The sequence below is a fragment of the Sporolactobacillus laevolacticus DSM 442 genome (assembly GCF_000497245.1).
Taxonomy (GTDB): Bacteria; Bacillota; Bacilli; order Bacillales; family Sporolactobacillaceae; genus Sporolactobacillus; species Sporolactobacillus laevolacticus.
Genome location: NZ_AWTC01000002.1, coordinates 231,505 through 246,022, shown reverse-complemented (window position 1 = coordinate 246,022; position 14,518 = coordinate 231,505). Strand labels below are relative to the sequence as shown.

The following is a 14,518-nucleotide window of genomic DNA, read 5'->3' as shown; positions in this document are numbered from 1 at the left end:
TATATCCAGATATCAAACGCTATATGTGGCTTTAGAAGGCAATTCTAGACAGTTTAATTGTCCGCCGAACACGCAGCCGCCATCAATGCCAATGATATTGTTGTCTCCGAAAAATATGGCACTTGATTCATGAAGATTCATGGTTGGTGTATGTCCAAAGATAACGGTTTTTTCACCATGATAGCCCTCGAAGAATGGTGTACGAATCCATAGAAAGGTTTCTGGATCGGTTTCGTCAATTTTTTTCTCTGGATCAATACCTGCATGAACAAAAAAATAATGCTCTGTTTCGACATACATATTTAATTGTTGAATCCAATTCAAGTCATCCTGAAGCTCATCCGGAAGGGTTAATGATCCTTCCTTCAGTTCTTTATAGACGTTTTCAATCGATAAGCCATAGCTCGACAAGGTTTGTGCCCCACCATTGGCAGCCCAATGGGAAAGTGCCTGAAGACTTTTGCCAATCAATGCTTTCTCCATCATATCCTCATGATTTCCTTTAAGCGTGATGGCACCTTTACTTTCAAGTTCGCGTGCCTTTTGCACGACTGCTTTGGGATTTTGTCCTCGATCTACATAATCACCTAATAAAAAAAGAAGATCTTCTTCCATATTAAAATTTATTTTCTCCAGTAGCGCATTAAATGCGTCAATCTGGCCATGCATATCACTGATCACGAGTAAGCGTTTGACTGTCTGCAAATAAATAACCTCTCTTTCTATAAGAGGATGTTCAAAAAGTCCGGGAAAAGACGAGAAGGATCTTCTGCTAATAACGTGCACGTCCTGTGCGCAACGCAGAAGTCACCACATCCTGTGGAAGTTCTGTGTCAACTTGTTTCTACGCTCCTCACGTATTAGAGGAGATCTTCGACTAATGACACTCACGTCCTGTGAGTAACGTCGAAGTCATCACATCCTGTGAAAGTACGCTCTGGTGCTCGAAACTGCGTTTCCTTGATCTTCGACGCCCAGGACGGGCTAGTGTCAGGCATGCCACAGGACGTGGTGGTTTGCCTGACCTCGGCCCTTTTTGTCCTCCTTTTTGAACAGACTCTATAACTATCATAGACAAGTTGCACTCTATTATGCAACCATTGATAGGTTTAAAAAAATAAGTACAATCATTCAAGAGAACCCAAAGGAATTATAGACGAAAAAAAGCCCCGTGAAGGGCTTTTTTTCGTTTACTTACTCGTCTTACTCGTTTTCCCATAATTAGAATCTGGCAAAATCTTTTGATCTGTATTGTAATTGATCTTTGATATATCAGGTGGAACAAAGGCCTTGGGTTGATAAAAACGAAGCAAGTCTCCATAGATAACCTTATCAGAGTAATCAAGCATTTTCTTTGCAAGAGCTTCGTAAGGCTTTCCAAGCGATGCATCTGTTTTGTTACCGGTGCTATTGTCATACACTACGCCGCCAATAATGGAGTACTTGTTCGTGATTAAGTCGCCGTTACGAAACGGGATAATTTGCCGATGCTGCTTAGAGAATAAATCTGTTCCGAATTGAATGTAGTTTTTTGTATTGATTCCCAGCAGACTCATTAATGTTGGGCGCACATCTACCTCACCGCCATATGTGGAAACAGTACCACCAGCAATTTTTGGAATGTGAATGAACAATGGTACTCGTTGAAGTTGTGCATTATCAAAAGGCGTGATTTGATCCTTGCCAAGAACTTTAGCCATGGCGTCATTATGATTCTCAGAGAGGCCGTAGTGATCGCCATACATAATCACAATTGTTTTGTCGAAAAGACCGGCTTTCTTCAGATCTGAGAAGAACTGTTCAATCGCTTGATCCATATAATTTGCTGATTGAAAATAGTTGTTCACAACGTTGTCGCCAAAATTACCTGGTTGAAAGGTTGTATCTTCTTTGTCCATCCCAAACGGAAAATGGTTGGATAGCAGAATCAATTTGCTATAGAACGGTTGCTTTAAGTTCGTTAGGTAAGGCATCGTTTCTTTAAGGAACGGCTTGTCTTTCATTCCGTAGTTCTTTGTGTTTTCTGCACTCATATCGTAATACTTTGAGTCAAAGAAACGTTCATAACCAAGTGACTTATACATCTGGTCGCGATTCCAGAACGATTTAACATTTCCATGAAATGCAGCTGTTTCATATCCGCGTTGATTCATTATTGCTGGAGCTGCCTGATATGTGTTAAATCCCTTCATCTGAAATACAGGACCTTGAGAAAGCGGGAAAAGTGAATTTTCCATCATAAATTCTGCATCGGATGTCTTCCCAGATCCTGTCTGATGGAAGAAATTTTTAAAGTAAGTGGTATTATCGGCGCCTGTCGTCAGTTTATTAAGAAATGGCGTCACCTCTGTGCCATCAGGCATTTTATAGTTAATAATAAAACTCTGCAGGGATTCAAGTGATATATAGATCACGTTCATGCCCTTGCCTTTGGCGTAATATTTTGGGTTAGGTTCGGCAAAATTTGACTTTGTGAAGTTCTGAATATCATTAATATCGCTGCTGTCAGCCATCGCCCGCTGAGCGTTGGAGCGAGCGTTCTGTATCGTATCGTAGATGGCGAAGTTATACGCGCCTAAATACTTAACAATATAATTTCGGTCAAAAGTTCGGCTAAGCAATTCCGGTCGATCAGTCTCAGCCAAACTTAGATTGACAATGAAGATCATGATGGCAGAAACAAACACCGTAAAAATAGTGCGAATGTTCCAGCGTTCAGCAACCGGTTTTACAACTTTAAAGACGACAAGTCCAAAAACGATCAATGTATCAGCAAAGAATAAAAAGTCGTAAACTTTCATGAGTGAGAGGACACTGCCGCCTAAATCGCCGGCGTTTCCTGTTGACTGGGTCATTGTCGAGAAGGTAATGAAGTCATTGAAAAAGCGGTAGTAAACGACATTTGCATATAGCCAGAATGAAAGGATGAAGTTAATGAAAATCAGTAAAGACTGCTGCAATCGTCCTTTAAAGATAACGGCAATCCCAAGAAATAAAAGCGCAGAGCTCAGCGGGTTGACAAACAGCAGGAACTGCTGCATCTTGTCATTTACGCCGAGGCTGAATTGAGTCAAATAAACGAAGTAGGTCTTAAGCCAGAATAGGACGACTGTGAGCAAAAATAGCGCATATTTTTTGTTAAGAAAACGATGCCCCACAGTTAATAGGTGCTTCAAGTTTGTTCAACCTCCTGGAATCAAACGAAAATTGATCGTATAAGGTTATTAATTTCTGCATAATCAAGTGTGTACATAAAAAACCTAAATTATATCATAATGGATTAGATACCGTCATGTAAAAATTGTGTAAAAAAATAGACATCCGAAAACCTTCAATAATTCTATATCTTTTCACTCAAAAGTCAAGCCGGATATGCATTTTAAAAAAATAGCTGATTACGAATAAACGGCAAATTGCCTGTTATGTAAAGAATTGCACATATATTATAGGAAAGAAGTGGAATATATTTTGTTGTTAAAAACGCTATCTCACGAATTATATTTTACCTGATTTAGAATGACTGATTATGATCCATCTTTTAGCAAAACAAAAAAGAAAAGCGACCATATCGGCTGCTTTTTATGAGGTTTTCTATCAGTTCGATTTGCAAGTCTCAACGCACTTCGCGGAGCCGTTTCAATTTTTGTTCATTTTTGCCCACATTTTTAAGCAGCGAAGGATATCTGAAGAGGAGCATACTGTAACGACCAAGAAGAAATCCTGCGATAAAAATAAAATAAATAATGAAGCTAGAGGATCCATTCAAAGATGGTGTCAGTGATAAATAATAAATTGAAATAAATTTTAATGAGAAACGAATCGGGATCGACAGAAACCAGATGAGAACCGACATAATGGAACCCGCTAGATACCATGCGCCGTCGCGATGTAACAGCGGGGTGAAGCGTCCTTGGAGCAAGCCTAATCCAAATGAGAAGCAGAGAGTGGCGATCATCATGAACCAATCAATGAATGGCAGGACGGGCATGGTGGAAAGCGCGACGCCTGCACATATTAAAAGAGCAAGAGGCTGTCGATATAATTTGCCGGTTAAAGGTTTTTCTCTAAGCTGATTAATAAAAACAGCAATCAGCAGGACTGAACCCATGACTAGAAACATAGAAATCACCTCGCTCATTTTTTTCACTATAAGGAAAGCATCAGTTCTCAGCGGATGATGTAAGTGGTCGGATACAATACTGGAGTTTCTACACTGGCCGCTTGTCGAAGCCAAGCTTTCTAATACTCTGTTAGTGTATGTCTCGTTTGAATTGTCCTATTCCGCTGTTTCATTGACGAAATTAAGTAATTAACTTAAAGATTTATTTAAATTACAAAATGATTACAAAGGATAAAAGTTGGTATTCGTGTGAAATCGAGCTAATGTTACATTTATATTTCAATAAGACATATAAGCTTAATATCAGTTACGAAAGGCACGGTGCTATAATTAAAAAGTCGATAAAGATAAAAATTAGTAGATTACTTATAGAATGTTAAATAGAAAAACAGTGAAAAAAAGAGAATGATTGTTTTGGGGAGGAACTAGGCCGATCATGAAAATGAATAAGAAAAACGCGACCGTGACACTGGCACTGACGTTCGGACTGACATATACTTCTGTAGCACCTTCGGTTACATATGCATCACCATCATTGAGCAATCTTAATAAAGAAACAGCTGCCCAAAGGTCGTTGAAAGCACAACTAACTCAACAGCAACAAGCTATCCAAGACGAACTGACAAGCATGAATAAAAAACAGTTGCAATTGACTGGCAAAATTAGTGACGGGCAGGCTGAGATCAATCAAACAAATGATAAGATCAACGCTTTGAAAGCAGAAGTTTCGGATATCGAACAGCGTATTGAGAAGCGCAAGGCAATACTAAATGATCGCTTGGTTTCTATTTACAAGAACGGCGGATCAGTAAATTATCTGGACGTGTTACTTGGTTCTAAGAACTTTGGCGATTTTATTGACCGTACATTCGCATTGACAACAATTACGAATCAGGATCAGAAAATCATTACCGATCAAAAAAATGACCAACTGGCAGTTAAAGAAAAGAAAGCAAGTGTCGAAAGTAAACAGGCAGCTAATGTTGCTCGTCTCGAAAATTTGAAGAAGACGTTATCTGAAGTCGTTGCACTTCAAGAAAAGAAGAAAATAGCCGCAGATGCACTAAAGACTAAACAAGACAGTGTTTCACAACGGTTAGTTGCTTTGACTAATGCCGCAGATGATCTCAAGCGTGCTTCGATCAAGCCGGTTTCTTTCTCCCCATCTGACGCTTCAAATAATAATCCAAGCAACTCGAACGATTCAAGCAACTCAGGCAACTCAAGCAGCTCCAATAATTCGGGTACTAGTGATTTTGGTCAGACGCAGCCAGTTGGGCTATCTGCGTCAGTCGCAACTGGTGGAGTATCAGGTATCCTTGGGTATGGCAATCGTTTTATTGGACGTTCAACCTACGTGTTTGGGGCATCCAATCCATCTACAGGACAGTTTGACTGCTCAGGTTTTGTCCACGCCGCATTCGCCGCAAACGGAATTGGTGTAGGACGTAGCACAGACGCTTTGGTTAGCCAAGGCAGTGCCGTCAGCTTCGGCTCCGCACAACCTGGTGATCTCGTATTCTTTGATACATATAAAACAAATGGACATGTTGGCATCTATCTTGGAGGCGGACGCTTTATCGGATCACAAAGCAGTACAGGGGTTGCTGTAGTCAGCATGGACAACCCTTACTGGAAATCGCACTTCCGTGGCGTTGTTCGACGAATTCTTAACTGATTGACTTTAAACAAAATAAAAGATTACTCAAAACACGGGCTAAACTGCTCGTGTTTTTTTGTGTTACATTATTTCAACCTTCTAAAAGTGAACGGCTATTGAGCAGTGAGGAGGATGCATGTTGTCGAGCGCATGACAGTTGTCACATGAATATGGTGACTCCAATGACTTTTCGCTTCTAATCAATTCAGCTACCCTATTATGGAATAGAGTCGAATGGAAAGAAGTGATGAACCATTATGCATGCTATACCCCTTGTTAAACATTTTATTCACACAAAAATGTATTATAAGATCAATTTTATTTTTACACTCGGGGTTCCGATCGGATCAATAATCTACAGCATGAGGGAGCAAATCCTGCAAAAGACGGATACGCATACGATTATAAATACTATTTTCTATTGGATAGGTTATATGGTGGTGCTCTACGCATTAACTGGAAGCGGTCCTTCCCTAGTTATTCTTAGAGAAGAACAGTTTATTAAGTTGTTTCTTTTTATTGCTGGCAGTCCGTGGTCGATTATCTTTGCCGAATTTATCGCTCAATTTCTTCTGCTAATATTCTCTGTTTTGCTTTTGGATGTTCTATGCAGTGCACTGTTTTTGCTTCCACTTTTCAGCTTGATTGGGCAATCACTTCTCATTGTTCTCATCTGCAGTTTTCCTGTGTTTTCGCTATTTCTCAATTTTGCCGCGTGGAGGATCAGGCCGGAGACAGTCACTCCACTAATGAATATATTGATTTTCTTTTTTATTTTTCTATCTATTAACGAATCGAATATGGCTTTTGTATTCGTCAGTCCAATTGATTATATTGATCGTGTCTCACGACTAGTAACAGGGGAAGCAACTGCAACTTTACTTCAGATCGCTCTTCTCACCACTGTGACTACTGTTTACTTCTTGGTCGGCATTTTTTCCTTGAAAAAACTAAAAACATTACCCATATTCCGGAATTGAGGTGTACTAATGAAACTGAGTCATCTAAGTTTTCGTTATCCCGATAATGACCGCCTGATTTTTAACGAGTTATCACTTAACTTAGTTCCCGGACAAATTCATTTTCTACTTGGCAGGAATGGTGAGGGAAAAACAACACTCCTGGATATCCTTTCAGGATTAATTGAAGTCGATTGTAGCATTGAAGATCCTTTTCCGCGAAATGAGATTCTTTATCATATTCAAGGTGTGCCACTGCTAAGTACGATCAAAGGTAAAGAGCTTGCAGAGTTAATACTTTGCGTGAGCGGTCAGTATAGAAAGCGAGATCTTTCTCCCTATTTATTTAAAACGCTGTTGGAAGGAAATCCGCAATCAATGGAAAAAATTGTGTATCTCTGGACAATTCAATATGGGAAAATGTCACCGGGGGAGCGGCGCTGGTTCATGGTTTTACTTTATTGCCTGCTCGATAAGTCTCTTTATCTTTTTGATGAACCGACAGCAGGAATTGATGTCTCATCCGAAAAGCAAATCACCGGATTGTTACGCAAATTGCAGGAGAAAAACAAATGTACGATTGTTATCGTCACGCACAATATCCAAGATTTAAAAGGTATTGCTCATTACCATGTACATCTATTATCTAAAGGGAAGATCGTGGTGAGCGGAGATGAACAAGAGTGGATACGCTCATGCAGACAACAACAAGATTCTTTTTGTAGAACGCTTGTTGAAGAGTGGGATAAATTAATAGACATAAGAAGAGAGATAAGTGCTGATCAGTGAAATGTGTTAACTTGCCCATCAATGATGGGCTATTTACTGGGAAACGGATTGCGGGTATGCTAGAGAAAAGAAAATTGAGTGTGGATTGGAAGGGAGTGCCGGAATGAAGCTGTTTCCGAGATCGACGGGCCCTTACCCCTATATATGGATACTTCTCACATTCTCTCAATATTTTTATAATGTATGGACTTCCAGCCATTTTTCAGATCAAGTGATTGGAACTGTGGCCGGTCTCGTGCTCTTATATGTCTTTCGACAGATGTATTGGGTCGAGTATCTGTCCCTTCTTTTACACTTTTTACTTGGGGTCGCAGTATTGGTCGTCCCCGCAGTGATGATTGACCCGTCTATGATGTTTTATGGCATTTGCATAGTGCTTCTTTTTGGCTATATTGAGCGGGCACTGCATTTGATCATCGGGGTTTCGGGGCTTGTCACCGCTTATATGATCGTTTCGTTGGTTACTACTGGGAACCCTTTGGCATTTACGCGGCATTACCAATTTTTCTTTTTGCTTTTGCAAGCCGGCTTTCCAATTGCTATTTTCCTGCATCAGAAGTCTAAGAACCTGCACCATCAACTGGATCAGGCTAATGAACAAATCGTCGCTCTAGTAAAAGAAAAGGAACGCAACCGTTTCGCGCGTGATCTACATGACACATTAGGACATACACTGACCATGATTATTCTTAAAAGTGAACTGGCATCGAGACTTATTGTGAATGATGTTGACAAAGCACAGAAAGAAATTGATGAAATAGAAAAAATTACGCGTACTGCGCTCCGCCAGACGCGAGAAATTGTTTCTTCTATCAGGCATCATTCATCATTGCCAAAGGAACTGACCGAAGCGAAATCCTTTCTTGAGGCAAAAGGGATATCTGTAAAGGTCTGTTCTCCAGATAAATGGCCGCCAATCAAAACTGCTGATGAAACAATGCTAACCCTCGCCGTTCGAGAAGCAATCACTAATGTGGGGAGGCACAGTTCGGCAAAACATTGCCTGATCAATAGTAAACTCGATCATCATCAGCTGATTTGCGAAGTCAAAGACGATGGGATCGGTATAGGTGAGGTCCCTTCTGCTGGAAGCGGCATGCACACAATGCGCGAGCGAATGAAATTGGTTGGTGGTACCGTCAATATATTAAGTAATGCAAATGGAACAACGCTTCTTTTTTCAATGCCGCTAACATGATTGAAAGGAGCATGTGAATATATGAAACTAGTTATTGCTGAGGATCAGGGAATGCTTCGCGGGGCTCTTGCCCAGCTGCTTGAAATGGAACATGATATTGAGGTTGTGGGGCAAACAGCGAATGGAAGGGCTGCGCTTGAATTAATCAGGAAACACCATCCGGAGCTTTTGATCGCGGATATTGAAATGCCAGAAATGACGGGGCTCGACCTTGCTGAGGCACTTAAAAAGGCTAAAAATCCGTGTAAAGTTGTCATTGTGACAACTTTTGCCCGTCCTGGTTATCTCGAACGCGCAATGAAAGCCGGTGTCGCTGGATACATATTAAAAGATGAACCAATCAACGAATTGATTACACATTTGCGTTCGATTAACGAAGGTGGACGTTTTATCAGTCCAGAACTCGCGGTATCATTCTATTTCTCGGAGGAGAATCCCCTCACTGATAGAGAACAGGATGTGCTCCGTTTGGCTTTGAACGGTTTAGACACAACTCGGATTGCTGAGCAGCTTCACTTATCCCGTGGCACCGTACGCAATTACTTATCTTTATCCATTCAAAAGATGGATGTCCATTCGAGACAGGAAGCAGCGATGTTGGCCAAAGAAAAAGGCTGGCTATAAGAGTCTGTTCGAAAAGGAGGACAAAAAGGAGTAAGAAGGTCAAGGAAACGCAGCTTTGAGCACCGGAGCGTATGCGAATAATACGTGAGGGAGCAGAAAAGCAAGTTGACACAGAGATTCGCCGGTAATTTTTCCCGGACTTTTCGAACATCCGCAATAAAGGAAGGAGGGAGAGGTCTTGTTTAAAGTATTCATAGTAGAAGATGATCCGACAATGCGAGAAATGATTGCGGAGACATTGGAGAAATGGAAATTTGAAAGCGTGACTGTAAATGATTTCGATCAAATCGTCGAAACGTTTGTCGCTTACCAGCCTGAGTTGATTCTGCTGGATATTAATCTTCCTTCATATGATGGCTTCTATTGGTGCCAAAAGATACGCGCACTTTCCAAAGTACCAATTATCTTTATTTCCTCACGTGATACAGCTATGGACCAGATCATGGCGATGAATATGGGCGGAGACGACTTCATTACTAAGCCGATCAATAGAGATGTGCTCATGGCAAAAGTAAATGCGTTGCTTCGGAGAGCCTATTCCTATATAGAGAGTCGGCCGCAGGTGCTCGAATATCAAGGTGCAATTTTACATATTACTGAAAATCTACTCGTTTACAAAGACCAAACAGCGGAATTAACAAAAAATGAATTTAGAATTATGTATACATTGATGAAAAAAGCTGGAGAAATCGTTTCTCGGGATTACATCATGCGTGCGTTATGGGAAGATGAAAGTTTTATCGATGACAATACGCTCACTGTAAATATGGTGCGATTGAGGAAAAAACTTGCTGCTTTAGGATTGGAAACGTGGATCAAAACAAAAAAAGGACAAGGGTACCAGCTGCAATGAAAATCGTCGATTATTTATCAGATCAAAAAGTCTGGCTAATTTATTTCTTAGGCTCTGCAGGATTTATTACGGTATTCCTGAACGTAGTCCCTTCGCTACGATTAATACTCACTGATCTGCTTTATTTGCATGGGGTGTTGCTCTTTTTTTTTATGCTGTTTTTATTCATTGATTATTATCGTCGATCACGTTATCTATCAGAACTCAAAAATGCGACGGAGCGTTCATTGAATGACCGTCTGGTCTCTCTTCCAGTTGCAAAAACACATGAACAGACTGTAATACATCACCTGTTGCTGAAAATAGATGAGGATCACCGTCAACAGATTCATAGATTGCGGGTCGATATTGAAGAAAATAAGGACTTTGTTCTTGCTTGGGTCCATGAAGTGAAAACGCCTATTGCAGCGGGGAAAATGCTTATTGCGGTAAGTGCGGATAAGACAAAAGCGCAGTTGGTTGATAAATTTGAAGATGAGCTGGATGAGATTGATCGGAATGTGGAGCGTGCACTGTATTATTCAAGAACTGAAGGTTTTTCGAATGATTACCTAATCAGTGAATATATGCTACAGCCGATTATTGGACAGCTGCTGAAGAAAAATGCCAAGCTGTTCATCGCAAAGAAAATTAAAGTTGACATTAGTGATTTGCAGATTCAGGTATTGACGGATAAAAAATGGTTGCTATTCATCATTGACCAGATTATGTCCAACGCATTGAAATATATGGATGTTCACGGAATTTTGACCATCACGGGAGAAAGAAAAGCAACGAGCAGTTTATTGACCATCAAGGATAACGGATGCGGGATAGCACCTGAAGATCTCCGGCGTGTTTTTGAAAAAGGTTTTACCGGGTCAATAGGCAGAGAAAAGAAACATGCAACAGGCATTGGTCTATATCTTGCGGATATTTTAGCTAAGAAGCTTGGTCATAGGCTTTCGTTAACATCGGTCCAAGCTGTGGGAACAACGGTAATACTTGAATTTCCAGATCATGTTGATTACACCGAAATCGGACGAGAGTCCTCAAAGTGACAAGAATGTAAGATTGAAGGGAAAACTGTAAGTTTAATCGAGGGAACCTCTTCTCTTTCTCTTTTACAATAGGCTTGTAATGATGAAAAAGTAAAGGGGTTCAAATTTATGATTCTATCTGCGAAGGGCTTAAAGAAAATTTACGGACGGAAAGGACAAACCTATACCGCGATTCGAGACATCGACTTATCAATTGGAAAAGGTGAATTTGTTGGTGTCATGGGTCCGTCCGGTTCTGGAAAAACAACGTTACTTAATATTATGTCAACCATTGACCGTCCATCAGAGGGAACGGTTGAGATTAATGGTAAGAATATTGTTCAGATGAATGAGAAAGATTTAGCGATTTTCAGAAGAGAGCATCTCGGTTTTATCTTTCAAGACTATAACTTGTTAGATACGCTGACGATTGAAGAGAATATCGCACTTCCTTTGGCCTTGGCAAAGATGAATACGAAAGAAATTAATCGGAAGGTTCGCGAAACAGCGGAATCATTAGGATTGGAGGAATTACTAAAAAAATATCCGTATGAAGTATCCGGCGGACAAAAACAGCGCACAGCGGCAGCACGCGCAGTGATTGTTAATCCGGATCTCATTTTTGCTGATGAACCTACAGGTGCATTAGATTCTAAATCAGCAACCACCCTGCTACAAATGTTGACGCGCCTCAATGAAGAAGAGACAGCTACTTTGCTGATGGTTACCCATGATGCGTTTTCAGCAAGTTATTGCCATCGCATCTTATTTATTAAGGATGGAGAAATCTTTACGCAGCTTGATCGCGGTAATCTATCACGAAAAGCCTATTTCCAGAAAATACTTGATGTACTTTCTGCTTTAGGGGGTGGGGCAAGTGACCTTGTTTAAATTGGCCCGCCGCAATATGGCCCGGAATTTCTTGCAATATTTTCTCTATTTTGGATCGATGATTTTCAGTGTGCTTATTTTCTTTACCTTTGTGTCGATTCAGTATAACGGCGAGGCACAGGCCGCTGCATCAGACTCCGTGAAAATTAACGCTTCATTTCAAGCTGCTTCAATCATATTGCTCATCTTTGTCGCCATTTTCATCTGGTATTCCAATAGTTTCTTCACAAGACGACGTAAGAAGGAAATTGGTCTTTATGCAATGATGGGCCTGCGAAAGAAACAAATTGGATGGATGCTCTTTTATGAGAATCTGATTTTGGGTGCGATGTCACTCGCAGTAGGCATTTTTATTGGAATGTTGCTTTCCAAATTCTTTATTATGATTCTAATGAAATTAATGGGAGTCGCCGTTACGGTTCATTTTTCTATTTCTACTCAAGCGATCGTTGAAACAGTAGTGGTGTTCCTAATTGTAATTCTTTTAACGTCACTCTATGGATACAGGTTAATCTACCGCTTTCAACTCGTCGATTTATTCCATGATGAGAAAAAAGGGGACCGCACGCCTAAAGTATCTAGGATTCAATCTTTGTGTGCCGTTTTACTTATTGGCACTGGATATTGGGTTGCGCTTCAAGAACTAAATTCTGTGGTGTGGCATCGATTAGGACTTCTTGGAGGAGCGCTCCTTATCTTGCTTTGTGTGATCACGGGAACCTTCTTATTATTTCGTTCACTGACCGTTTATTTTATAAAAAGCATGAAGAAGCGAAAAAGCTTCTATTATCAAGGGACTAACATTATTGGTATTTCACAACTATTCTATCGAATAGCAGGAAACGCGCGAATTCTAACTGTGATTGCGACGATGAGCGCGGTGACACTGGTTTCCGTAGGCACAAGCTATAGTTTGTATTATAAAGTGGGCGAGTGGACAAGACAGAACAATCCACATAGCTATGAATACGTTGTCCCGTCAGAGGTACAAGCGAAAGCAGATCGTCTTTTCAAGGAAAAAATTAAGGAAGATGGCAAACACAAAATTACAAGCCAAAAAAGTGTTCCGGTAATGAATGTGCAGGCGCCAATGTTGAACTTTTCCGGTCATTCAGTTGAGATGATGGTCATCTCAGATCGTGTATTCAATGAGCTCGCGCAGTATTCAAGCAATAATAAATTAGTACACCTCACAGGCAATAACGCGATGATGTTCTCAGTATATATGGATAAAGATACTAAAAAGATGTATAAAGGAAAAGATGTCACTTTAAGTAGTGAAAGGAAAAACGTTAAAGGGAAATTAGCGACGATTCATTACATTGATGCGCAAAAAATTCAATTAACGAACAGTTCCACCAGTGAAATCATTGTGGTCGGCGAGGATCTCTATCATCGTATACAAGAAAAAAACGGTACACAAATAATGACTCAGGTGGATGTATCGGATCAAGAAAGTTCCGGGTCACTCACCAAAATGTTATCACAATCAATGGCTCGATTTACGAATGACGATGAAGGATCAAAATTTGTGAGTTTCTATTCAAACTACCATCTGTTCTTATCAGCCTATGGATTAATCATGTTTCTTGGTGCATTCCTTGGAATTGTGTTTCTACTGGCAACAGGCAGCATCATTTATTTTAAACAGTTAAATGAAGGGGCACAGGAAAAATCGCAATATGCCATTCTCAAAAAAGTTGGTTTGACACGCTTAGAGATTAGAGGAACGGTTGCTAAACAGGTAGGCTTTATTTTTGCTCTGCCACTTATTATCGGTATCGCCCATAGTGCAATTGCATTAGTTGCCCTATCGCACATGATTGTAACAAATCTTACTTTACCCGTTGTCATCTGTATGGGGATCTATGCGTTGATTTACTCCATCTACTACTTGTTCACCGTTCGTGCTTATACAAAAATGGTAGCCTCTTAATAAATGATTATTCATTAAGGCGACCTCTTTTGAGGCCGCCTTTTTTGACGTGGTAAAAATATGTCAAAACTTTTGCAGGAAAAAATGATGCTTATGGAGAAAACGTATTTAATCAGTGAAAAAGGAATGATGCCTATTGATCTTAAAGAAACAATTAATACCCTTGCGTTTACTCGCTAACTTCAGCACTGCTACGGCCCCCGACCAATCAACACAAGTGAACCGAATCAGAATATTTCCGAACCCAATAAAGAATAAGCGATCCCAATCCCCAATCCTCCGAACCCAACTAGAGATTGAGTGAACCCAACCAACATAAGTGAACCAAATTAGATTATTTCTGAATCCAATGAAAAATAAGCGATCCCAATCCTCAATTCACCAACCCCATATGAGTTAGAGCGAACCAAACCAACACAGCGAACCGAATCAGAATACTTCCGAACCCAATAAAAAATAAGCGATCCCA

The 14,518-nt window shown here is 40.3% G+C and carries 12 protein-coding genes; 9 read left to right on the top strand and 3 right to left on the bottom strand.

The window, feature by feature from the left end; translation table 11 throughout:
* Nucleotides 1-12 precede the first annotated feature (12 nt).
* The 3 genes from P343_RS22850 to P343_RS22840 form a co-directional block, all read right to left on the bottom strand.
* The gene (locus P343_RS22850; RefSeq protein WP_023509053.1) at nt 13-705 is read right to left on the bottom strand and encodes a metallophosphoesterase family protein; all 693 of its coding nucleotides are present in this window, start codon (nt 703-705) and stop codon (nt 13-15) included.
* A gap of 485 nt (nt 706-1,190) precedes the next feature.
* Entirely contained in the window at nt 1,191-3,176 is a 1,986-nt protein-coding gene (gene ltaS, locus P343_RS22845) for a lipoteichoic acid synthase (RefSeq protein WP_023509052.1), read from the bottom strand.
* A 437-nt stretch (nt 3,177-3,613) separates the two neighbouring features.
* On the bottom strand, nt 3,614-4,120 hold the full coding sequence (locus tag P343_RS22840) for a hypothetical protein (RefSeq protein ID WP_023509051.1): 507 nt from the start codon (nt 4,118-4,120) through the stop codon (nt 3,614-3,616).
* 436 nt (nt 4,121-4,556) lie between these two features.
* Between P343_RS22840 and P343_RS22835 the strand changes: the two genes are divergently transcribed.
* The 9 genes from P343_RS22835 (at nt 4,557) to P343_RS22795 (ending at nt 14,049) form a co-directional block, all read left to right on the top strand.
* Nucleotides 4,557-5,798, top strand: a complete 1,242-nt coding sequence (locus P343_RS22835; protein WP_023509050.1) for a coiled-coil domain-containing protein — start codon at nt 4,557-4,559, stop codon at nt 5,796-5,798.
* A gap of 239 nt (nt 5,799-6,037) precedes the next feature.
* Nucleotides 6,038-6,760 (top strand): hypothetical protein, encoded by a 723-nt coding sequence (locus P343_RS22830; protein WP_023509049.1) that lies wholly within the window; start codon nt 6,038-6,040, stop codon nt 6,758-6,760.
* A 9-nt stretch (nt 6,761-6,769) separates the two neighbouring features.
* Complete coding sequence (locus tag P343_RS22825) at nt 6,770-7,528, top strand: AAA family ATPase (protein WP_023509048.1); 759 nt, start codon at nt 6,770-6,772, stop codon at nt 7,526-7,528.
* Between the two features lie 103 nt (nt 7,529-7,631).
* Nucleotides 7,632-8,726 carry a sensor histidine kinase gene (locus P343_RS22820; RefSeq protein ID WP_023509047.1) on the top strand — a complete coding sequence of 365 codons (1,095 nt, stop codon included), beginning with the start codon at nt 7,632-7,634 and terminating at the stop codon, nt 8,724-8,726.
* A 21-nt stretch (nt 8,727-8,747) separates the two neighbouring features.
* Nucleotides 8,748-9,350, top strand: a complete 603-nt coding sequence (locus tag P343_RS22815; RefSeq protein WP_023509046.1) for a response regulator transcription factor — start codon at nt 8,748-8,750, stop codon at nt 9,348-9,350.
* A gap of 178 nt (nt 9,351-9,528) precedes the next feature.
* Nucleotides 9,529-10,203, top strand: a complete 675-nt coding sequence (locus P343_RS22810) for a response regulator transcription factor (protein ID WP_023509045.1) — start codon at nt 9,529-9,531, stop codon at nt 10,201-10,203.
* Nucleotides 10,161-11,243 (top strand): sensor histidine kinase, encoded by a 1,083-nt coding sequence (locus P343_RS22805; protein WP_168371017.1) that lies wholly within the window; start codon nt 10,161-10,163, stop codon nt 11,241-11,243. Before P343_RS22810 ends, P343_RS22805 begins: the two co-directional genes overlap by 43 nt.
* 108 nt (nt 11,244-11,351) lie before the next feature.
* Nucleotides 11,352-12,113 (top strand): ABC transporter ATP-binding protein, encoded by a 762-nt coding sequence (locus P343_RS22800; protein ID WP_023509043.1) that lies wholly within the window; start codon nt 11,352-11,354, stop codon nt 12,111-12,113.
* Entirely contained in the window at nt 12,100-14,049 is a 1,950-nt protein-coding gene (locus P343_RS22795) for an ABC transporter permease (RefSeq protein ID WP_023509042.1), read from the top strand. Before P343_RS22800 ends, P343_RS22795 begins: the two co-directional genes overlap by 14 nt.
* Nucleotides 14,050-14,518 lie beyond the last annotated feature (469 nt).